Here is a 20,781-nt window from a genome sequence, read left to right as displayed (position 1 = left end):
GGCCCGCCCAGAGCAGCGGCGAGGGGCGGCACCGGCCGACCCGTCGGCTCCCGCGCCCGCTGCTGATCGGCGGTGCCGCCGCGGCGGCCACCCTGGTGGTCAGCCTCGGCGTCGGCGCCCTCGTGCTGCCCGGCGGGGACGCCCCACGGACCGACCCGGCCGCGGCCGACGCCCCGGTCGCCGCGCCCGCCGCCGCGCCCGCCTCGACGTCGGCCGGCCCGCCGCCGTCGCCCTCGCCGAGCGCCTCGCCGACCAGCGCCAGCCCGTCGCCCTCGCCGAGCCGGACGGCCAAGCCGACCCCGAAGCCCAGCCGGACCACCGCCGCGTCGCGGAGCAACCAGCGCAGCAGCGCCCCCGCCACGCCCCGGGTCACCGCCGCGCCCGGCGTGAGCGCGCAGGCGCAGGAGGTCGTCAACCTGGTCAACGCGGAACGGGCCAAGGCCGGGTGCAGCGCCCTGAAGATCGACGACAAGCTCATGGCGGCGGCCCAGGCGCACAGCCAGGACCAGGCCGACAACCGGAAGATGTCGCACGACGGCAGCGACGGCAGCGACGTCGGCGACCGGCTCGACCGGGTCGGCTACGCCTGGCGCGCGTACGGCGAGAACGTCGCGTGGAACCAACAGACCCCGGCTGCGGTGATGGACGCCTGGATGAACAGCCCGGGGCACCGGGCCAACATCCTGAACTGCTCCTTCACCGAGATCGGCGTCGGCATCGCCAGCAGCAACGGGCCGTACTGGACGCAGGACTTCGGCACCCCACGCTGACCCGGGCCGAGCGTGGTTCCCAGCGCGGGGACGGGCGAGTCGTCCCGGGGCCACGCTCGTTTGACCCGGTGAGGTGCGCCGGGGCGGTGCCCGGGGCGGCGGATCCGCGCCGGGGCGGCCGGACGGCCGGTCCGCTCCGGGCGACCGGTGGGCGCACCCGTCTCCGGGCGGCCGGACGCCGCCCGCGACCTGCGGAGCTGCCGATGCCGATCGGGCCACCGTCGCCCTGCGTCGGGCGCGCGCCACGCCGGCTGCTGCGCCTGCTCGTCGCGCTGACGCTGCTGACGACGCCGTACGGCTGCCGGGCCGCGGCGACGCCGCCGGGCGCGCCCACCCCGTGGCCGTCCGGCCAGGCCCGGCACTGGCGCTGGCAGTGGCAGCTCACCGGCCCACTCGACACCACGGTCGAGGCGGACGTGTTCCTGCTCGACCCCGTGCGTACCACCAGCACCGAGACCGCGGCGCTGCGCGCCCGGGACCGGCGGCTGGTCTGTCAGGTCGGCGTCGGCGCGTACGCGCGGACGGACCCGGACGCCGACCGCTACCCGGCAGCGGTCGGCGGCGCGGCCGGCCGGCTGCCCGGCACCCGGTGGGTGGACGTGCGGCGGTGGGACGTGCTGGAGCCGATCCTGGCCGACCGGCTGCGGCTGTGCCGGGGCAAGGGCTTCGGCGCGGTGGCCCTCGCCGACGCCGACGGCTACGCCCATCCCACCGGTTTCGACCTGGGCTTCGACGACCAGTTGCAGTTCAACCGGCGGGCCGCCGCCCTGGCCCGCTCGCTGGATCTCTCCCCCGGCCTGCTCGGGGACGTGCCGCAGGTGGCCGCGCTCGCGCCGGACTTCGACTTCGCCGTCGACGAGGAGTGCGTCCGGCTGCGCCAGTGCGCGAAGCTGCTGCCGTTCGCGGACGCCGGCAAGCCGGTGTTCCACGTCGAGTACACGGGCGACCCCGACGAGTTCTGCGTGACCACCCTCGGGTACGGCTTCGCCTCCATCCAGAAGCGGCGCGAGCTGGACGCGTGGCGGGACGCCTGCCCGGACGCCCCGCCGGCCCCTGAGCGGCGCGCGACCGGCGGCCCCTGAACGGAGCCCGCCCGCCGGTGCCCCTGAGCCGAGCGCGACCGCGCTGCGGGTCAGCCCCGCAGCGTGGCCCGGGGCCGGGGCTGGCACCGAGGGCAGCTGTAGGAGGAGCGGTTCATGAACGCCTCCCGGCGTAGCGGTGCACCGCACCTCGGGCACGGCTCGCCCTCCCGCCCGTACGCGTTGAGCGCCCGGTCGAAGTAGCCGCTCTCGCCGTTGACGTTGACGTAGAGGTCGTCGAAGCTGGTGCCGCCCTCCTTGATCGCCTCGCCGAGGACGTCCCGGACGTGGCCGAGCAGCCGCTGCGCGGTCGGCGCGGTCAGCTGGTCGGTGGGCCGGGCCCCGTGCAGCTTCGCCCGCCACAGCGCCTCGTCGGCGTAGATGTTGCCGACCCCGGAGACGAGGGTCTGGTCGAGCAGCGCCCGTTTCACCTCCGTGCGCCGCCGTCGCAGGGCGGCGACGAACGCACTGTCGGAGAACTCCGGGTCCATCGGGTCCCGGGCGATGTGCGCGATCTCGGGCGGCAGGTCGGCCCCGCCGGCGGAGACCGCCAGCCCGCCGAACGTGCGCTGGTCCACGAAGCGCAGCTCGGGGCCGTCGTCGGCGAACCGGAACCGGACCCGCAGGTGCAGCTCGTCCGCCGCCGTGGCCGGCTGGAGCAGCAGTTGGCCGGACATGCCGAGGTGCCCGACGATCGCGTCGCCGCTGTCCAGCGGCAGCCAGAGGTATTTGCCGCGCCGCCGCACGCCGCGCACCGTCCGCCCGGAGAGCACGTCGGCGAAGTGCGCCGGGCCGGCGAGGTGCCGGCGGACCGCCCGGGGATGGCGCACCTCGACGCCGGCGATCCGGCGGCCGGTGACCCACTGGGTCAGGCCCTGCCGGACGGTCTCGACCTCGGGCAGCTCAGGCACGGTTCGCCTCGCCGGCCGTCGGGGGGTCCGCAGGCTCGCCGTCGGCGGCGACCAGCGCCGCCGCGCCCACGACGCCCGCCGCGTCGACCGCACCGGCCGCGCCCACGACGCCCGTCCCGTCGACCACGCCCGGCTCGACGGGCCCGTCCGGCGCCTCGGCGGCGGCCCGCTCCCGCTGCTCCCGTTCGGCCCGCTCCCGTTCGGCCCGCTCCCGTTCGGCCTGCGCGCGTTCGGCCCGCTCCCGTTCGGCCTGCGCGGTCAGCTCCCGCCAGGCCGACTCGGCGGCACGCTGCTCGGCCTCCTTCTTGCTGCGCCCCTCCGCCCCGCCGTACCGGTTGCCAGCGACCACCACCCAGGCGGTGAACGTCTTGAGGTGGTCCGGCCCGGTGCCCTCGATGCGGTACTCGGGGACGCCCAGCCCGAGGGCGGCCGTCAGCTCCTGGAGGCTCGTCTTCCAGTCCAGCGCGGCACCCCGCCCGGCCGACTCGGCCATCAGCGGGTCGAACAGCCGGTGGATCACGATCGCGGCGGTGTCCAGGCCGTGCTGGAGGTAGATCGCGCCGAGCAGGGCCTCCAGGGTGTCGGCGAGGATGCTCGCCTTGTCCCGGCCGCCGGTGCTCTCCTCGCCCTTGCCCAGCAGCAGGTACGCGCCGAGCCCGTCCGGACCCAGGCCCCGCGCCACGTCGGCGAGCGCCCGCATGTTGACCACGCTCGCCCGCAGCTTGGCCAGCTGCCCCTCGGGCAGGTCGGGATGGTTGTGGAACAGCGCGGTCGTGATCACCACGCCGAGCACCGAGTCGCCGAGGAACTCCAGCCGCTCGTTGGTGGGCAGGCCGCCGTTCTCGTACGCGTACGAGCGGTGGGTCAGCGCCCGTTCCAGCAGCTCCGGGTCCAGCGAGACCCCGAACGCGGCCTCCAGGTGACCGATGGGCGCACGCCGTCGCTTGTCGATGGTCATGATGCGGTTACCTCTCGGTTCACGACCGGTGGGCGCGCGCCGGGCGCGCCCACCGGTGCCGGCGCGTCGACACGGCCGGTCGGGACGGGACGGGCGGTCACAGGCTCACCTCGGTGTCGGTGGTGCGCTCGGTGTGGTCACCGGGCTGCGCGGAGGTCTCCGGGGCCACGCCTGCGGCCGGGCCGGCACCGCCCGGGACGCCGAGCAGCACGGAGACGGTGTCGGTGGCCCGCCGACGCCACAGGTGGGCGGCGAGCGCGATGCCGGAGGCGACGTCCTGGCCGCGGGCCGCGCCGTGGCAGACCACCACCGTGCCGGCCACCCCGAGCAGGGCGGCGGCCCGGGGGGCACCGCCGCCGGGCGGGGGCCCGCCGGCCATCGCGTACGCGCCCTCGATCGCCTTGAGCAGCACGTTACCGGTGAACCCGTCGGTGACCACCACGTCGGCGCGCAGGCCGGAGGCGATGTCGTACCCCTCGACGAGGCCGACGTAGCGCGCGGCGCAGGGCAGCGGCGCGGCGGCGAGCGCCGGGTCGGCGCTGCGGCGCAGCCGGTCCCCCTTGCCCGCCTCGGTGCCCACCGACAGCAGCCCCACGCGCGGCTCGACCACCCCGTGCGCGACGGCCGCGTAGGCCGCGCCGAGCACGGCGTGCCGCGCGAGCGTGGCGGGGCCGGGCTCCAGGGAGCCGCCGACGTCGAGCAGCACCACCGGCCCGGCGACCGCCGGCAGGGCCGCGACCAGCGCCGGCCGACGCACGTGCGGCCAGCGGCCGAGGCCGAGCGCCGCCGCGGTGACGGTCGCGCCGGTGGAACCGGCGGAGACCATCGCGTCGGCGAGGCCGTCACGGACGGCGGTGGCGGCCGTGCGTACGGTGCTGTCGGCGCGGGCGGCGACGGGGTTCTCGGCCATGCCGACCGCGGCGCGCACCGGCCGGACCGTGACCCGGGCCCGTTGGACCGGGTCGAGGGCGCCGATCAGCTCGTCGGCGACCTCGGCGGGGCCGACGAGCAGGAGGTGCAGGTCCGGGTCTGCGCGCATGGCCCGCAGAGCGCCGTCAACCACGACGGCGGGAGCATCGTCCCCGCCGAGGAGGTCAACGGCGATCCGCGCGGTGCCCGGCTCCAGCGGGACGCCGGCCGGAACGGGCCGGCCGGCGACGGCGGGAGCCGGGGCACCGGGCGATCGCCAGGATGCGCGCGCCACCCGACCTGGAGTCGGGGGCGTCACTCGGCGTCCAGGTCAGACCTCGAGAACCTGGCGGCCGTTGTACGTGCCACAGACGGCGCACGCGGTGTGCGGCAGCTTCGGGGACTTGCACTGCGGGCAGGCGGTGGTCGCCACCACGGTCGCCTTCCAGTTCGCCCGGCGGGACCGGGTGTTGCTGCGCGACATCTTGCGCTTCGGGACGGCCACGGTTCCTACTCCTCTGTACGGTTCAGTTGCGACAGGCCCGCCCAACGCGGGTCGATCTGCTCGTGACTGTGGTCGGCCGGCAGATCGTCCCAGTGCACCCCGCACTCGGGGCACAAGCCTGGGCAGTCCTCCCGGCAGAGCGGGTTGGTCGGCAGTATGAGCACCACCGCGTCCCGCAGCGCCGGCTCCAGGTCGATCAGATCGTCCTGCATCCGGCCCACCTCGTCCTCGTCGGTCGTGGCGTCCGTGGTGCTGTTCTCGTACGCGTACAGCTCCTGGACGGACACGGCCACCGAGTCGTCGATCTCACGCAGGCAACGCCCGCACTCGCCCTTGACGCGACCGCTGACGGTCCCGGAGACGAGCACCCCCTCGGACACCGACTCCAACCTCAGGTCGAGGTCGAGGTCCGTGCCCTCCGGCACGCCGATCAACTCCACGCCGAGGTCCTTCGGTGCCGGGACGACCCGCCGAAGCGTACGCAACGCGCCAGGGCGACGCGGCAGGTCCCTCGTGTCGAGGACCAGCGGCGCCTTGGGGTTGAGTGATGAAGGCGAGTGTTTGGGCATAGTCAGACTCCGGCCGTGAGAGGCCGACAAAAAAGGTTACCTGGACGACCGCCGGACCGTCGAACCGGGGGCGACGCCCGCCCCGCCTGTCGGCTGCTGAGGTGCCGCTCAGAAGGGTAGCGGGCGCTCGGCCTCGTCCCCACCGAAGGTGCCGATCTCGCGCAGCGCGTGCATCTTGTCCCGGCCGCGCTCGATGGAGGCCAGCGCCCGGGTGAGGAACTGCTCGAAGTTGGCCAGCGCGGTGTCGACGTAGTCGTCGACCTCCTCACGCAGCCGCTGGGCCTCGGCCCGGGCCTCGGCGATGATCCGGGCCCCTTCGTGCTCGGCGGAGACCGTGATCTCGTTCACCGACACCAGGCGGGCGTGTTCCGCCTCACCCTCGCCGATGATCCGGTCGGCCTCCCGCTTGCCGGCCTCCATGATCTTGTCCCGCTCCCCCAGCAGGGCCGCCGCCCGGCGCAGGTCGGCGGGGAGGTCGGCGCGCAGCTCGTCGAGCGCGGCGATCATCTCGCCCCGGTCGACCATGCAGTTGTTCCGCGACATCGGGACGGAGCGGGCCTGCTCCACCATGGCGATCAGTTCGTCGATGCGATCGAGCGGGTCCACCGGTACCTCACTCCTGTCGTTCGTCGGCCGACCTACATGATGCGGGCTACGGCCGGGTTCCCGCTCGGACCATCATGTCGCGCCCCGGCCACCGCTCGCCGATCCACCCCGCCCGGCGCGTCGTGTCGCGGCCGGTCAGAGGCGTGCGGGCGGCGGCGCGGGGGCAGCCGGTCAGGGGTGCGGCGGCGGGCCGAGACGAACCTGGAGGGCCTCGCGGACCAGGTCGGGGACGTGGGCGGAGACGTCGCCGCCCCACTTCGCCACGTCCTTGACCAGGCTGGAGGAGAGAAAGGAGTAGAGCGGGTTGGTCGGCATGAACAGCGTCTCGACGCCGGCCAGGCCGATGTTCATCTGGGCCATCTGGAGCTCGTAGTCGAAGTCGCTGACCGCCCGCAGGCCCTTGATCAGGACGCTGGCCCGCTGGGCCCGGCAGAAGTCGACCAGCAGGCCCCGGAAGGACGCGACCCGCACGTTGTCGTACGAGGCGGTCACCTCACGGAGCATGTCGATCCGCTCCTCGACGGTGAACAGGCCGCTCTTCGACTGGTTCACCAGCACGCCGACGATCACCTCGTCGAAGAGCCGGGCGGCCCGTCCGATGATGTCGAGGTGTCCGTTGGTGACCGGATCGAACGAGCCGGGACACACCGCACGTCTCATGATCGGCGACCGTACCAAAGCATGGTCTCGCCGTAGCGCCGGCTGCGCTCGGCCGTGACGCCCTCCACCCAGTCGACCGGGCCGGTCCGGCTGGAGCGCTCCACCACCACGAGGGCGTCCGTCGCCAGCCAGCCGCCGCCGACCAGCGCGGCCAGCATCGCGGTGACGTCGGCATCGGGTACGGCGTACGGGGGGTCGGCGAAGACCACGTCGTACGGCCCGCCGTCCGGGCCGGCCGCCAGCACCGTGGCGACCTTCCCGGTGACCAGCCGCGCGGCCGGGGCGGCCCGCAGCGCGGCGATGTTCTCCCGCACCACCCGGGCGGCGCGCGCGTCGGACTCGACCAGCAGCACGTGCGCCGCGCCCCGGGACAGCGCCTCCAGGCCGACGGCGCCCGATCCGGCGTACAGGTCGGCGAAGCGCGCCCCGGCCAGGTCGACGTCGGCCTGCACGGCGCTGAACAGCGCCTCCCGGACCCGGTCGGAGGTGGGTCGGGTGCCGGCGCCGGGCGGCGCGGCGATGCGCCGGCCGCCGAGCGTCCCGGCCACGATCCGGGTCACCGACTGCTCCTGCTCACGCCCCGATGCTCCTGCTCATGCCCCGACGCTACGCGACGCCGGTGCCGGGGCGGGCGGCACCGTGCGTGCCGTCGACGTTCCCATGCGATCACCCTTCGTATATCAATGATCTCAAATCGATAACATCACTATTAGGGGTACCTGCGCGCTGTAACGGCCGGCGCGTTCTCGCTAGGGTCTGCCGGGTGCCGGCTGCGCTCCGCCGGCCCACCCGGCGCCGGGAGGCGCCGTCGCGGGCGCGCCTGAACCGGCCGCGACCGCCGACCGCCGTTGCCCGCGCCGCGACCTGACGTTTCTTCACCCCGGGAGTACGCGTGATCCGTCCCAAGCTGTCGCCAAGGCGGCCGCTCGTCGTGGCCGCCGCCGCACTGGCCGGCCTCGCCACGGCATTCGCGGCCTCGTCGCCGGCGCTGGCCACCAGCCCCTCGCCGTCGGCGTCGGCGTCGGCGACCGCCACGGCGTCGCCCAGCCCGACCGCCACGCCGACCGCGCCCGCCCCCGAGGGACCGGCCTGTGTCAGCGCCGCCGACGCCCGCTACACGCACACCTTCAAGGGCAAGCGCGGCGAGGCCAGCATCACGCTGGTCAACGGCCCGCTCTGCGAGGGCGAGGAGCAGTCCCTCGCGCTGGTCTCCTACGTCACCCCGTCGGAGAAGTTCGCCCTCCCCCAGTACGTGCTGGACAAGTCGGTCAAGAGGTTCACCGGCGTCGGCGCGGGCGAGCTGGGCGTCGCCACCCTCGACTTCAAGGTCGAGGTCCCCCAGTGCTACACCCAGGTCGACTTCGTCTTCGGTGACGAGATCATCGACCCGCTCACCGAGAACGGCCCGCGGTACAACAACCGCAAGGTCGGCAGCCCCAAGGGCATCGGCTCCCAGTCGAAGGGTCCGCAGGCCTGGTACAACGGCGGCTCCGAGACCTGCAGCCCCGCCCCCGAGGTCATCGCGGAGTCCGACTGCGAGGGCAACGTCGAGCTGACCCTGGTCAACCGCAGCGGCAACGCGGCGGCGGCGTTCACCATCACCGGCAGCGGCGGCTACACCGAGACCGTCTCCGTGCCGATGCGGAAGATCGAGACCCGCAAGCTGAACCCGGGCCAGGCGCAGGAGATCAAGATCGCCGCCCCCGGCATGGCGGACTTCACCGGCGGCTGGGCCAAGCCCGAGGACTGCCAGGAGCCCGAGGTCGGCGAGCCCGACGGCGGCTACGAGTCGACCTGCGACGAGATGATCTTCCGGATCGCCAACCCGGAGAACGGCGCCACCCTCACCTCGACCTTCACCCCGAGCACCGGCGAGCCGAAGACCGTCACGGTCGCGCCCGGCCGCGACGTCACCGTCACCTTCCCGGCCAGCCCGGGCCTGACCGTGACCGTCACCGGTGACCTCGCCTCCGGCGAGGCGCTCAAGTGGGAACAGCCGAAGGACTGCGAGGACGGCGGCGACGGCGGCTCCGGCGGCGGCGACCAGGAGGGCGGCCTCCCCGTGACCGGCGCGGCTGCCGGCGGCATCGCCGCCGGCGCGGTGGCCCTGCTCGCGGTCGGCGCAGTGCTCTTCGTCATGGCGCGGCGCCGGCGGATCCGCTTCACCGCCTGATCGGGCCGCGGCCTGAGCTGACCTGACCGCACCTGCGAGGGCGCGTCGACCACCCGGTCGGCGCGCCCTCGCCGTGTGTGGGGCGGCGGGTGGCGGGTGGCGGCCGGGCAGCCATGTCGGTGACATGGCGGTAACCGGGCCCCGCTGATACCGCCATGTCGCCGACATGGAGTCGATCACTGGCCTGACACGAACGCGAAGAAGCCCGCGGGTGGCTCAGTGCTCGGCGGTGCGCCACCCGGGCCAGGCAGGCACCCGAGCCAGGCGGGAGCCGCAGCCAGGCGGGAAGCCTGGGCCGGTCAGCCCTTTTCCAGGTACTCCGCGCGCTCGGAATCGACCAGGGCGGCCACCGACGCGGCCAGCGCCGGATGCCGGGCCAGCTCCGGGTCCTCCTCCACCAGCGCGATCGCCTCGACGCGGGCGTCCCGGATCAGGTCGGTGTCGCGCAGCAGCGACAGCAGCCGTAGGTGCGAGCGCCGGCCGGACTGGGTCGCTCCGAGCACGTCGCCCTCGCGACGCTGCTCCAGGTCGAGCTCGGCGAGCTTGAAGCCGTCCGTGGTGGACGCCACCGCGTCGAGGCGTTCCCGGGCCGGCGAACCCTCGGCCGCCTCGGTGACCAGCAGACAGAGTCCCGCAGCCGAGCCCCGGCCGACCCGGCCACGCAGTTGGTGCAGCTGGGAGACGCCGAACCGGTCGGCGTCCAGCACGATCATCACGGTGGCGTTGGGCACGTTGACGCCGACCTCGATGACCGTCGTGGCGACCAGCACGTCCAGCTCGCCGTCGGCGAAGGCGCGCATCACGGCGTCCTTCTCGTCGGCGGGCAGCCGCCCGTGCAGGATTCCGATCCGCAGCCCGCGCAGCGGCCCCTCGGCGAGCAGCGGGGCGACCTCGGCCACCGCGAGCGGGGGCCGCCGGTCGTTGTCGTCCTCCCGGGGCGGCTCCTCCTCCGAACCGGACCCCGCGCCACCCGGCCCGGACCCCGCGCCACCCGAACCGGACCCCGAATCCCCGATCCGGGGGCACACCACGTACGCCTGGTGGCCTGCGGCGACCTCCTCGCGCAGCCGACGCCAGGCCCGGTCGAGGAACGCCGGCTTCTCGGCCGCCGGCACCACGTGCGAGGCGATCGGCGAGCGCCCCTGCGGGAGCTGGGTGAGCGCGGAGACCTCCAGGTCGCCGTAGACGGTCATCGCCACCGTGCGGGGGATCGGCGTCGCGGTCATCACCAGCACGTGCGGCGGCTGCTCCGCCTTGGCGCGCAGCGCGTCGCGCTGCTCCACGCCGAACCGGTGCTGCTCGTCGACCACGACGAGGCCCAGGTCGGCGAAGTCGACCCCCTCGTAGAGCAGGGCGTGGGTGCCGAGCACGATGCCGGCCCGGCCGGCGGCGACCTCGGCGAGGACCCGGCGGCGGGCCGCCGCGCCCAGCGAGCCGGTGACCAGCTCCACCGAGGTGGCCCCGTCGGCGGCGCCCAGCTCCCCGGCCCGGGCCAGCGGGCCGAGCAGGTCGAGAATGCCCCGGTGGTGCTGGGCGGCGAGCACCTCGGTCGGGGCGAGCAGAGCGGCCTGGCCCCCGGCGTCGACCACCTGGAGCATCGCCCGCAGCGCCACCACCGTCTTGCCGGAGCCGACCTCGCCCTGCAACAGCCGGTGCATCGGGTGGGCGACGGCCAGGTCGGCGGCGATCTCCGCGCCGACGGCCCGCTGGCCGCCCGTCAGCTCGTACGGCAGCCGGGCGTCGAACGCGTCGAGCAGCCCGCCGGCGCGCGGCGGCCGGGACCGCGCCGGCCAGGCAGCGGCCCGGTGCTTGCGCTGCACGAGGGTGAGCTGCACGGCGAACGCCTCGTCCCACTTGAGCCGGCGGCGGGCCCGGTAGAGGGCCTCCTTGCTCGACGGCCGGTGGATCTCGCGCAGGGCGGTGCCGATGCCGATCAGGTTGCGGGTGGCCCGCACGGTGGCGGGCTGCGGATCCTCCGGCGGGGTGAAGGTGTCCAGCACCACCCGCACGCAGCGGGCGATCACCCAGGTCGGCACGGCCGCGGCGGCCGGGTAGACCGGGATCAGGGCCCCGGCGAACTCCTCGACCTCCTCGTTGGCGGCGGCTTCGCCGTCGCCGCCCTCGCCGAGCAGCACGTATTCCGGGCCGTTGAGCTGGCGATTGCCCCGGAACTCGGTGACCTTGCCGGCGAACAGCCCCCACCGGCCGGGGCGCAGCTCCCGCTCCCGCCACGCCTGGTTGCCGAAGAAGGTGCAGGTGAGCACCCCGCCGGAGTCGTCGCCGACGGTGACCTCCAGCAGCTTGCCCCGGCGCTGGCGCATCGGCCGCACGTCGGTGCGCCGCACCTGGGCCAGCACGGTGACCTGCTCGCCGACGTCGAGCGAGCGGATGTCGGTGTGCTCGCCACGCTCGTCGTACCGGCGGGGGAAGTGGTGGACCAGGTCGCCGGCCGTGTGCAGGTCGAGGTGGGCGGCCAGGGCCTTCGCCGTCTTCTCCCCGACCAGCTTCTTCAGCGGCGTGTCCACCGTGGCCGGCTCGGACGTCGTCGTCATTCGACCCCCACGAGAAGCGGATAGTGCGGCTGGCCCCCCTCGTACGCCTGAACCTCCACGAACGGCCAGCGCCGCGCGACGTGGTCGGCGACGGCGTCGGCCAGCCCTGCGGGGGCGTCCGCGCCGGAGAGCAGGGTGACCAGTTCCCCGCCGCCGCCGAGCATCCGGTCGACCACGGCGGTGCAGGTGTCGGCAAGGTCGGCACCGATCAGGTGCACCTCGCCCTCGACGAGGGCCAGCACGTCGCCGGGGCGGCACGGGCCGGCGACGGTGAGCGCCTCGCGGCTGGCCCAGCAGACCTCGGCATAGCGGCAGGCCCCCGCCGCCTCGGCCATCGCGATCACGTCGTCGGCGAAGCGGCGCTGCGGGTCGCGCACGGCGAGCGCGGCCAGCGCCTGCACCGGCGACCGGGTCGGCACCACGCTGACCCTCACCCCCAGGGCGTGCGCCTCCCGCGCGGCGGCGTTGGCGACGGCCTGGGTGTTCGGGTCGTTGGGGAGCACCACCACGCGGGCCGCGGCCGTGGCCCGGATCGCGTCGAGCAGCTCACCCGTGGACGGGTTGCCCGGCACCACCGTCGCCCCCTCGCCCGCGAACAGCTCGGCGATGCCCGCCCCGGAGGCGACCACCACGGCCGCCCGGCCGTCGCGTGCCGGGGCCAGGGCGCCGTGTGCCTCGACGGCGGCGGCCTGGCCGGCGGGCGACTGGTCGGCGAAGCGGGTCACCGAGATCCGGTGCGGCCGGCCGGCCTCCACCCCCGCCTCGACCGCCGCGCCGATGTCGTTGACGTGCACGTGCACGTTCCAGGTGGCCGACGCCGCGGCGGTGGCCGCGTCGCCGACCACCACCAGCGAGTCGCCGAGCCCGGCCAGGGTCTGCCGCAGCCGGGCCACCGCGTCGGCATCGGCGTCGAGCAGGAACTGCACCTCGTACGCGTAGTCCTCGGAGCCGGTCTCGCGGGCGGCCGTGACCGGCGGGCGGGCCGGGCGCGGTGCAGGGGCCGGCCGGCGCGCAGTCTCGCCGGTGACCGCCTCGACCAGCGCGTCGAGCAGCAGGCACAGCCCCCGGCCGCCGGCGTCGACCACGCCGGCGCGGGCGAGCGCCGGCAACTGCTCGGGGGTGCGGGCCAGCGCCTCGGCCGCCGCGCCGGCCGCCGCCCGGGTGACGGTGCGCAGGTCGTCGCTGTCGGCCGCCCCGGCCGCGCGGGCCGCCGCCGCGACCACGCTGAGCACGGTGCCCTCGACGGGCTGGGCGACGGCGGAGTATGCGGCGGCGGTGGCGTCGCCCAGCGCGGCGGCGAGCTGCCGGCCCCGCACCACCGGGGCGGCGGCCAGGGCGTCGGCGAGGCCGCGCAGGATCTGCGACAGGATCACCCCGGAGTTGCCCCGCGCGCCCAGCAGCGCGCCGCGCGCCATCAGCCGCAGCGCGTGCCCGTGCGCGGTGCGTCCGCCGTCGGGCAGGGTGGCCAGGTCCATCGCCAGGGCCTGCTGCGCCGAGGTGAGGGTGAGCACCAGGTTGGTGCCGGTGTCGCCGTCGGGAACCGGGTAGACGTTCAGGTCGTCGATCTCGCCCTGGTGCCGGCGCAGCGCGGCCAGCCCGCCCGCGCACCAGCGGCGCACCGCGGCGGCGTCGAGGGTGTCCAGCACGTCGGGAAGCCTACTGGCGTACGCCGACACCCGCCCGGGTCGACGCCACGATGTCGGCGACCTCGCGGCGACCGGTGCCGGAAACGCCCCCTGCGACGGCGTCACCAGGGGCCCGGTTGGGCGGCAGCGGGAGGATCGGGTAACCTGACCAGGTTGCCCGGGCTGCGCCTGGCGGCGACCCCATGAACGTATCAATCCCAGGAGTATCCCGTGGCTAGCGTGTGCGACGTCTGTGGCAAGGGGCCGGGCTTCGGCCACAACGTGTCCCACTCGCACCGGCGGACCAACCGCCGCTGGAACCCGAACATCCAGTCGGTGCGCACCCCGGCCGGTGGCGGCACCACCAAGAAGTTGAAGGTCTGCACCTCCTGCATCAAGGCCGGCAAGGTCACCCGCGCCTGACGCGGTAGCGCCGACCCACCCATCGTCGACAAGCCGGCGGGCCTTCGGGCCCGCCGGCTTGTGGTGTCCGCGTACGCAGCACGGAGGCAACCGTTGGACCTGGACCTGGGCCCCGCCGAGATGATCGTCGTCGGGGCTTCGCTGGGCACCCTGCGCTGGTTCGACGACGAACTGCCGGCGGGCAGCGTGGTCGTCGTCGAGGAGCCCGACGTGATCAGCCGGCGCGGCATCGACCGGCTGGTCGGGCGCCTGTCCGTCCTGTCCCGGGTCGTGCCGGCCGAATACCAGACGGGCTTCGACGCGGACGCGCTGCTCGCCCGGGAGCCCGAGCTGGCCACGGCCCGTCTCGTCGTGCCGGGCCTGGAGTACGCCGTCGGTGCCGCCGCCCGCCTGGCCGCCCGCCTCGGCCTGCCCGGTGCCGGGGCGCGGGCCGCCGACGTCTTCTCCGACAAGCACCGGATGCGGCTGCTCGCCGCCGACGCCGGGCTGCCGAACCCGGCGTACGAGCTGGTGGGCACGCCCCAGGAGGCGGTGGCGTTCGCGCGCCGGCACGGCGGTCGCTGCGTGCTCAAGCCCACCCGGCGCTCGGGCAGCCTCGGGGTGCGGCTGGTCGCCGACCCGGCCGAGATCCCAGCGGCCTGGGCGGCCACCGCGTCCCCCGAGGCCCCGCCGGAGGCCACCGACCGGGGGCTACCCACGCAGGTCCTCGCCGAGCAGGTGCTCGACGGCCGGGAGCACAGCGTCGAGCTGCTCGTCGCCGACGGTGAGGTGATCTTCGGCAACGTCACCGACAAGCGGGTGCTCCCCGGCCCCCTGCCGGTCGAGACCGGGCACACCGTGCCGTCGGCGCTGCCCGAGGCGACCCGCCGCGACCTGCTCGACGCGGCGGGGCGGCTGTGCGCCGCCGCCGGGTTCCGCACCGGGGTGCTGCACAGCGAGTGGATCGTCGTCGGCCCGCGCCCCGGCACCGGGCAGGCCGGGGCGGGCGGCGTGCCGCACCTGGTGGAGTGCGCCGCCCGGCTGCCCGGCGACATGATCACCGCGCTGATCTCGGTCGGGTACGAGTGCGGCTTCATCGACGCGTACCTGCGGGTGCTGCGCGGCGAACGGCCGACGTTGCCGACCCGGCCGACCGGGGCGGCGGCGGTGGAGTTCCTGCTGGCCGCGCCGGGCACCGTCACCGGCATCGAAGGGCTGCGGCTGGCCCGCCGGGTGCCCGGGGTGCTGGAGGTGCAGCTCGACACGGCCGTCGGTGCGACCGTCGCGCCGGTCACGTCGTCGGGCCGGCGCAGCGGGCACGTGCTGGCCTGGGGCGCCGACCCCGTCGAGGCCGAGCGGGCCGCCCGCGCCGCCGCCGCCGAGATCCGCGTCACCGTGGCCTGACGGCCCGTCGCCTCCGCCGGGCAGGTCCGTCAGAGGGTGCGGCCGAAGGAGAGGCAGCCCGGGTGGTCCCGGTAGAAGCCGAAGTTCGGGATGCGCTCGTAGCCGACCGTGCTGTACATGGCGATCGCCTCGGGCTGCTTGTCGCCGCACTCCAGGACGACCTGCTTGCGGCCATTCTCGCGGGCGGACCGCTCGACGGCGGCGAGCACCGCCCGCGCCACGCCCCGCCCCCGCGCCGCCGGGCTGGTGTACATGCGCTTCAGCTCGGCGACGTCCCCGGCGTCGCCGTGGCTGCGCCAGCCGCCGCACCCGACCGGCTCCCCGGCCAGGTACGCGACCAGGAACGCGCCGTGCGGCGGCACGAACTCGGCGGCGTCGACCGGGGTGTCGTCGCCGCTGCCCCCGTACCGCCGGCCCAGGTCCGCCAGGGCCGCCCGGATGAGCTCCTGCGCCTCCGGGGAGTCGAAGCGGGCCGCGCGGATCTCGATCTCGCTCACGGTGGAAGGGTACGTCGCCGGCCGGTCCCTACCGGAAGTGGTCCCAGCCGGCCGGGCCGTCGTACGCCTCGCCGTCGACGGTCACGCCGGCGCCCTCCGTCACCCGGCCGACGGCCCGCCACGGGTCGGGCAGCGCCACCGCCGGGGGGAACGTCGCCGCCAGCGCGTGGTCGTCGCCGCCACCGAGGATCCACGAGTACGGGTCGACCCCGAGGGCCTGGGCGGCGTCGCGCATCTGCCGGGGCACCTCGAAGGCGTCCCGCCGCACGTCGATGCCGACCCCGCTGGCCCGGGCCACGTGCCCGAGGTCGGCCAGCAGCCCGTCCGAGACGTCGATCATGGCGGTGGCCCCGAGCCGGGCGGCGTGCGGCCCGGCCGCGTACGGCACCTCGGGCCGCCGGTACGCCTCGACCAGCAGCTTCGGCGTGCGGAAGCCCCGGGACAGCACGGTGTAGCCGGCGGCGGCGTACCCGCTGCGGCCGGCGAGGGCCACGACGTGCCCCGGCCGGGCCCCCGAGCGGACGACCGGGGCCCGGCCGCCCAGGTCGCCCAGCGCGGTGACGGCGATCGTCAGCGTGGGGCTGGCCGACATGTCGCCGCCGACCACGCTCGCGCCCACGGTGGCGGCCTCGGCCCCGAGCCCGTCGGCCAGTTCCTCGGCCCAGGCCGGGTCCAGGTCCGCCGGCATGCACAGGGCCACCAGCAGGGCGGTCGGGGTGGCGCCCATCGCCGCGATGTCGGCCAGGTTGGCCGCCGCCGCCCGGTGCCCGACGTCGCGGGCGGCGGACCAGTCCCGCCGGAAGTGCCGTCCCTCGACGAGCACGTCGGTGGAGGCGACCACCCGGGCGTCCGGCGCGGCCAGCACCGCCCCGTCGTCGCCGGGCCCGAGCAGGCAGGCCGCCCCCTGGGACAGCCGGGCGGTGACCCGGTCGATCAACCCGAACTCGCCGATTCCGGCCACGCTCATGCCCGCTCCCCGCCGCGCCCGTGCCCACCGTGGACCCGGGATCGTCCCGCGCCCCGTCCGCCGTCGCGCTCGTCGCGCTCGCTCACCGCTTCTCCTTGGCCACCGATCGGGATCAGACCTGGTCCGTAAGGTAGTTTCACCCTTCGGGCCGCCCAGCGGCGGCGACGGACGGAGGTCGAGTCGTGGTACAGGCGTACATCCTCATCCAGACAGAGGTGGGCCGGGCGCGTGACGTGGCCGGTCTGATCGGCGACCTTCCCGGCGTGGTGCGGGTCGACGCCGTCACCGGACCGTACGACGTGGTCGTGCTCACCGAGGCCAACACGGTCGACGAGCTCGGCAAACTCATCGTCAGCAACGTGCAGATGGTGCCCGGCATCACCCGCACCCTCACGTGTTCGGTGGTGCGCCTGTAAGTGGACGAGATGACTTCCTCCTCCGAGCCCTCCGAGCCCTCCGAGTCCTCCCACGAGACGGGGACGGCCGCCGAAGCCGGCGACGAGTCCGGGCGCGCGCCGCGCCGGGACCGGGCCAACCGCGGCGCGGCCCTGCTGGCCACGCTGGTCGCGGTGCCGGTCACCGTGGCCGTGGCCGGGTTCACCTTCGCCAAGCTGACCCCGGACGCCCCGGCCGCCGAGCCGGGCCCGGCGGCGACCAGCGCCCGTCCGCAGTCCACCGCGCCGGTCGAGATGGCCGCCCCCCGGCTGGCCGAGCGACCGGCGACGGTGTGCCGCGCCCTGACGTCGCAGCTCCCGTCGACCGTGCGCGACCTGGCCCAGCGGCCGGTCACCGCCGGCCCCGAGCAGAACGCCGCGTACGGCGACCCGGCGCTCACCATCGCCTGCGGCGGCGCCGAGCCGGACCCGGGCGACACCGACGACGTCTGGGTCGTCAACAAGGTCTGCTGGTACGCGGCCGAGGGGCCGGACGCGACGGTGCTCACCACCCTGGACCGGGAGACCGCCGTGCGGGTGACCCTGCCCCGCACGTACGGGTCGGCCCTGCAGTGGGTGAGCCCCATCTCCGACGTGGTGGTCGCCTCGGTGCCCTCCGGCGGCGACGCCCCCGCAGGCTGCGTGGGCTGACCGCCCCGCCGGCCGGGCCCGGGCCGGTGCCCCGCCGGCTGCGCACGCGCTCAGTGCAGGCCGACGCCGCGCCGCTGGGCGGTGCGGATCAGTCGGTTGACCAGCTTCGGATACTCCAGCCCGGAGGCGGCCCACATCAGCGGGAACATCGACGTCGGGGTGAAGCCCGGCATCGTGTTGATCTCGTTGAGGTAGACGTCCAGGTCCGGGGTGACGAAGAAGTCGACCCGGGCCAGCCCGGCGCAGTCCAGCGCGGCGAACGCGCGGACGGCGTACTCCTGGACCTGCCGGGTGACGTGGTCGGGCAGGGTGGCCGGCAGGTCGTACTCGGGCTCGGAGAGATACTTCGCCTCGAAGTCGTACCAGTCGTGGTCGCCCCCGGCGCGCACCTCGGCCAGGACGGACGCCTCCGCGCCGCCCCCGGCCTCGCCCTCCAGCACCCCGCACTCGATCTCCCGGCCGACGATCGCGCCCTCGACCAGCACCTTCGGGTCGATCTCCCGGGCCGCGGCGACGGCGGCCTCCAGGTCGGCCCAGTCGTCGACCTTCGTGATGCCGAACGACGAGCCGGCCCGGGACGGCTTGACGAAGACGGGCAGCCCGAGCCGCTCCTTGTCCTCCTCGGCCAGGGTGACCCCGCTGCGCAGCACCGCGTACGGGCCGACGGGGATGCCCTCGGCGGCGCAGAGCTTCTTGGTGAACTCCTTGTCCATCGCGGCGGCGGAGGCGAAGACGTTCGCCCCGACGTACGGGATGCCGGCCATCTCAAGCATGCCCTGGATGGTGCCGTCCTCGCCGTACGCGCCGTGCAGCACGGGGAAGACCACGTCGACGTCGGCGAGCGCCCGGGGCCCCTCGGCCGGATCGAGCACCAGCAGCCCGTTGCCGGTGGGGTCGGCCCGCAGCACGAGGTCGACGCCGGCCTCGGGGGTAATCTCCGGCAGCCGCCGGGCGTTGATCGCCAACAGGGCCGGATCGCCGCTGGTCAGCACCCACTTGCCGGCGCGGGTGATGCCCACGGGGACCACCTCGAACTCGTCCGGGTCGAGCGCGCCGAGCACGCTGCCGGCGCTGACGCAGGAGATGCCGTGCTCGGGACTACGGCCGCCGAAGACGAGGGCCACACGGGTCTTGCCTGGGGTGGTCACTCGGTCACCCTTTCGTTCGCGACTGCGAGGCTCGTGGTGCTCGCCGGTGGCGCTCACCCGGATGACCTTACTGTGGGTGGCCGGACAACGGAGTTGATACCCGGGGAGAAGCGGCAGCACCGCGCAACCGGTCAACAGCACACACACTCTGCGTAATCGCACCACGTCGGACAGCCGCTCCCGGCCGGCCGCCGGAGGCCGCGGGCGACCCCGTCAGAGGCCGTAACGGCGGCCGACGGCGATCACCTTCACCCGCTGCCGCCCGGCCCGCACCATGCCCAGCGCCATGAACGCGCCGGCGATCCGGTCCGCCGCCTCCCGGCTGCTCGCGCCGACCACCTGCCGCCGCCGTTCCGGGGTCTGCCGCTCGTTCCGGCTCACGCCGTCCACGGGGCGGACGTCGGTGAGCACCACCAGGAACCGGGTCACCGTCGGCCTCCCGCCGCACCTCGCGCCGGCCGGCCAGGCATACCCTCCGGCTCCGCCGTGGTCGCCGCCAGAGCGCCGGCGCGGTCCCGGCAGACGTACGCCAGGTGGGCGTGGATCCACGCGTCGTCGTTGTCGCGCAGCACCGGATGGGCGCACCAGCGGCACCGCGACACCCGGGGCCAGCAGGCGGTCGCTGTCATGCGATTCCCTTCCGGTGCGTCCCGGGTGGCGGCACGCGGCGATCGGGTACGGGGGAGAAAACCCGATCGCCACGCGCCCCATCCCCTCCGGTCACTCACCACCACCGTCGCCACGACAACCGGCGGTGAGGAACTGGTCACAGATTGACACGTGGACCGGCGTGAATGCAACTCTCATCGCCGTTCTCTCATGTGCACACTCTCGGCAAGGTATGTCACCATCGACGCATGGCACCGAAGACGGCCCGGGCCCGACGGCTCGGCATCGCGCTGCGAACCCACCGGGAGGCGGCCGGCCTCACCCTGGAGGCCGCCGCCGACGAGATCAACAGCACCCGGAGCACCCTGTCCCGGTACGAGAACGCCCAGACGCTGATCAGCCCGGCCACGGTGCGCGCCCTGCTCACCCTGTACGGGGTGGGCGCCGACGAGATCGCCGCCGCCGTCCAACTCGCCAAGGACGCCCGCAAGCCCGGCTGGTGGGTGTCCTACTCGTACCTGCTGGACCGGCGGACCATCGACTTCATCGCGCTCGAGGCGGAGGCCACCGGCATCGCCAACTTCGAGCCGTCGGTGGTGCCCGGCCTGCTCCAGACCGCGGACTACATCCGGGGGGTGATGCGGGGCGGCCCGCACACCCTCAGCGACGAGCAGGTCGAGCAGCGGGTCCACCTGCGACTCGACCGACAGCAGCGGATCACCGGTGACGATCCGGCGATCCTCGACGCGATCATCGACGAGGGTGCCCTGCTGCGCCCCGTGGGTGGCCAGGCCGTGATGGAGGCGCAGCTGCACCACCTGCTCAAGATGGCGGAGCTGCCCAACATCACGGTCCAGGTGATCCCCCTGTCCGCCGGCTACCACCGGGGCACCAGGGGGTCGCTGCACATCCTCGAGTTCGCCGACCCGGAGGACCCCATCATCGCGTCGGTGGAAACCGTCGCCGGCCAGATGGTCCTCGACCGGCCCGGCGACCTGCGTACCTGCACCAAGATCATGGAGCACCTGCGGACGGTCGCACTCAGCCCCGCGGCCACCCGGGACCAGCTCCTCCGACTCCTGAAGGGACGGTAGAACCATGAACCCGACGACGAGCGCGGCCCTGGCCGCGGCGCGATGGCGCAAGAGCAGCCGCAGCGGTGATGAGGGCGCCTGCGTGGAGATGGCGGTCGTACCCGGTGCGGTGGCCGTCCGCGACTCGAAGGACCCGACTGGCCCGGCGCTGCTCTTCCCGCCGGCCGCCTGGGCCACGTTCGCCGCCGCCCCGCCCCTGACCACCGACCGCCCCTGACCGCCGCGCGGTCCGGCCGGGGGGTCCCGTCCCGGCCGGAC

At 75.0% G+C, this 20,781-nt stretch carries 23 protein-coding genes and 1 pseudogene; 9 read left to right on the top strand and 15 right to left on the bottom strand.

The genetic code is table 11. The features are described from left to right. Both ACFT41_RS29275 and ACFT41_RS29270 read left to right on the top strand, forming a co-directional pair. Positions 1–770 (top strand): CAP domain-containing protein (locus ACFT41_RS29275; protein ID WP_377614052.1); only part of this gene is annotated, 770 nt, incomplete at its 5' end. A 203-nt stretch (positions 771–973) separates the two neighbouring features. Then, complete coding sequence (locus ACFT41_RS29270; RefSeq protein ID WP_377584126.1) at positions 974–1,852, top strand: endo alpha-1,4 polygalactosaminidase; 879 nt, start codon at positions 974–976, stop codon at positions 1,850–1,852. Between the two features lie 50 nt (positions 1,853–1,902). Here ACFT41_RS29270 and mutM read toward each other — a convergent pair whose 3' ends face one another. From mutM to rsmD, 8 genes and pseudogenes are all read right to left on the bottom strand, one after another. Then, complete coding sequence (gene mutM / locus ACFT41_RS29265; protein ID WP_377584124.1) at positions 1,903–2,760, bottom strand: bifunctional DNA-formamidopyrimidine glycosylase/DNA-(apurinic or apyrimidinic site) lyase; 858 nt, start codon at positions 2,758–2,760, stop codon at positions 1,903–1,905. A gap of 232 nt (positions 2,761–2,992) precedes the next feature. Beyond that, positions 2,993–3,718 (bottom strand): annotated as a pseudogene (rnc, locus tag ACFT41_RS29260) (ribonuclease III); the annotation flags it as partial. Positions 3,719–3,815: 97 nt separating this feature from the next. Beyond that, a complete protein-coding gene (locus tag ACFT41_RS29255) occupies positions 3,816–4,844 on the bottom strand; it encodes a phosphate acyltransferase PlsX (protein ID WP_377584237.1) in 1,029 nt (342 codons plus the stop codon). 114 nt (positions 4,845–4,958) lie between these two features. After that, positions 4,959–5,132, bottom strand: coding sequence for a 50S ribosomal protein L32 (rpmF, locus tag ACFT41_RS29250; protein ID WP_377584121.1), 174 nt, complete (start codon positions 5,130–5,132; stop codon positions 4,959–4,961). Between the two features lie 5 nt (positions 5,133–5,137). Then, entirely contained in the window at positions 5,138–5,701 is a 564-nt protein-coding gene (locus ACFT41_RS29245) for a YceD family protein (protein WP_377584118.1), read from the bottom strand. A gap of 108 nt (positions 5,702–5,809) precedes the next feature. Beyond that, on the bottom strand, positions 5,810–6,307 hold the full coding sequence (locus tag ACFT41_RS29240) for a hypothetical protein (protein ID WP_377584116.1): 498 nt from the start codon (positions 6,305–6,307) through the stop codon (positions 5,810–5,812). Positions 6,308–6,478: 171 nt separating this feature from the next. Then, positions 6,479–6,967, bottom strand: coding sequence for a pantetheine-phosphate adenylyltransferase (gene coaD, locus ACFT41_RS29235; RefSeq protein WP_377584113.1), 489 nt, complete (start codon positions 6,965–6,967; stop codon positions 6,479–6,481). Further along, the gene (rsmD, locus tag ACFT41_RS29230; RefSeq protein WP_377584110.1) at positions 6,964–7,527 is read right to left on the bottom strand and encodes a 16S rRNA (guanine(966)-N(2))-methyltransferase RsmD; all 564 of its coding nucleotides are present in this window, start codon (positions 7,525–7,527) and stop codon (positions 6,964–6,966) included. The genes coaD and rsmD overlap by 4 nt, the downstream gene beginning before the upstream one ends. Positions 7,528–7,859: 332 nt before the next feature. Between rsmD and ACFT41_RS29225 the strand changes: the two genes are divergently transcribed. After that, on the top strand, positions 7,860–9,140 hold the full coding sequence (locus ACFT41_RS29225; protein WP_377584108.1) for a hypothetical protein: 1,281 nt from the start codon (positions 7,860–7,862) through the stop codon (positions 9,138–9,140). A 299-nt stretch (positions 9,141–9,439) separates the two neighbouring features. Here ACFT41_RS29225 and recG read toward each other — a convergent pair whose 3' ends face one another. Next, on the bottom strand, positions 9,440–11,692 hold the full coding sequence (gene recG, locus ACFT41_RS29220) for an ATP-dependent DNA helicase RecG (RefSeq protein ID WP_377584105.1): 2,253 nt from the start codon (positions 11,690–11,692) through the stop codon (positions 9,440–9,442). After that, on the bottom strand, positions 11,689–13,338 hold the full coding sequence (locus tag ACFT41_RS29215; RefSeq protein WP_377584103.1) for a DAK2 domain-containing protein: 1,650 nt from the start codon (positions 13,336–13,338) through the stop codon (positions 11,689–11,691). The genes recG and ACFT41_RS29215 overlap by 4 nt, the downstream gene beginning before the upstream one ends. A gap of 210 nt (positions 13,339–13,548) precedes the next feature. Between ACFT41_RS29215 and rpmB the strand changes: the two genes are divergently transcribed. Both rpmB and ACFT41_RS29205 read left to right on the top strand, forming a co-directional pair. Beyond that, the gene (gene rpmB / locus ACFT41_RS29210) at positions 13,549–13,740 is read left to right on the top strand and encodes a 50S ribosomal protein L28 (RefSeq protein WP_007075181.1); all 192 of its coding nucleotides are present in this window, start codon (positions 13,549–13,551) and stop codon (positions 13,738–13,740) included. Between the two features lie 93 nt (positions 13,741–13,833). Continuing rightward, entirely contained in the window at positions 13,834–15,123 is a 1,290-nt protein-coding gene (locus tag ACFT41_RS29205; RefSeq protein WP_377584100.1) for an ATP-grasp domain-containing protein, read from the top strand. Positions 15,124–15,152: 29 nt separating this feature from the next. On the opposite strand, the gene ACFT41_RS29200 is transcribed toward ACFT41_RS29205, so the two are convergent. Both ACFT41_RS29200 and ACFT41_RS29195 read right to left on the bottom strand, forming a co-directional pair. Beyond that, the gene (locus ACFT41_RS29200) at positions 15,153–15,620 is read right to left on the bottom strand and encodes a GNAT family N-acetyltransferase (protein WP_377584097.1); all 468 of its coding nucleotides are present in this window, start codon (positions 15,618–15,620) and stop codon (positions 15,153–15,155) included. Between the two features lie 28 nt (positions 15,621–15,648). Then, a complete protein-coding gene (locus ACFT41_RS29195; RefSeq protein WP_377584096.1) occupies positions 15,649–16,587 on the bottom strand; it encodes a thiamine-phosphate kinase in 939 nt (312 codons plus the stop codon). Positions 16,588–16,769: 182 nt separating this feature from the next. Here ACFT41_RS29195 and ACFT41_RS29190 point away from each other — a divergent pair, with 182 nt between their 5' ends. Both ACFT41_RS29190 and ACFT41_RS29185 read left to right on the top strand, forming a co-directional pair. After that, the gene (locus tag ACFT41_RS29190) at positions 16,770–17,003 is read left to right on the top strand and encodes an Lrp/AsnC ligand binding domain-containing protein (RefSeq protein WP_043962303.1); all 234 of its coding nucleotides are present in this window, start codon (positions 16,770–16,772) and stop codon (positions 17,001–17,003) included. 9 nt (positions 17,004–17,012) lie between these two features. Continuing rightward, on the top strand, positions 17,013–17,672 hold the full coding sequence (locus ACFT41_RS29185; RefSeq protein WP_377584093.1) for a DUF3515 family protein: 660 nt from the start codon (positions 17,013–17,015) through the stop codon (positions 17,670–17,672). A 50-nt stretch (positions 17,673–17,722) separates the two neighbouring features. Here the strand turns inward: ACFT41_RS29185 and ACFT41_RS29180 are convergent, their stop codons facing one another. The 3 genes from ACFT41_RS29180 to ACFT41_RS29170 all read right to left on the bottom strand — a co-directional run bounded on the left by ACFT41_RS29180 (position 17,723) and on the right by ACFT41_RS29170 (position 19,449). Next, positions 17,723–18,820 carry a D-alanine--D-alanine ligase family protein gene (locus tag ACFT41_RS29180; RefSeq protein ID WP_377584091.1) on the bottom strand — a complete coding sequence of 366 codons (1,098 nt, stop codon included), beginning with the start codon at positions 18,818–18,820 and terminating at the stop codon, positions 17,723–17,725. A gap of 213 nt (positions 18,821–19,033) precedes the next feature. Then, positions 19,034–19,249 carry a hypothetical protein gene (locus ACFT41_RS29175; RefSeq protein ID WP_377584088.1) on the bottom strand — a complete coding sequence of 72 codons (216 nt, stop codon included), beginning with the start codon at positions 19,247–19,249 and terminating at the stop codon, positions 19,034–19,036. Beyond that, entirely contained in the window at positions 19,246–19,449 is a 204-nt protein-coding gene (locus ACFT41_RS29170; protein WP_377584086.1) for a hypothetical protein, read from the bottom strand. The genes ACFT41_RS29175 and ACFT41_RS29170 overlap by 4 nt, the downstream gene beginning before the upstream one ends. 228 nt (positions 19,450–19,677) lie before the next feature. On the opposite strand from ACFT41_RS29170, the gene ACFT41_RS29165 reads away from it, so the two are divergent. Next, positions 19,678–20,523: a helix-turn-helix domain-containing protein gene (locus ACFT41_RS29165; protein ID WP_377584083.1), complete on the top strand. Its 846-nt coding sequence runs from the start codon at positions 19,678–19,680 to the stop codon at positions 20,521–20,523. A gap of 4 nt (positions 20,524–20,527) precedes the next feature. Next, on the top strand, positions 20,528–20,740 hold the full coding sequence (locus ACFT41_RS29160) for a DUF397 domain-containing protein (protein WP_377584080.1): 213 nt from the start codon (positions 20,528–20,530) through the stop codon (positions 20,738–20,740). Positions 20,741–20,781: the final 41 nt, after the last annotated feature.

This window comes from Micromonospora sp. NPDC057141, from assembly GCF_042670805.1.
Classification (GTDB): domain Bacteria; phylum Actinomycetota; class Actinomycetes; order Mycobacteriales; family Micromonosporaceae; genus Micromonospora.
This window is presented reverse-complemented; position numbering and strand designations above follow the sequence as displayed.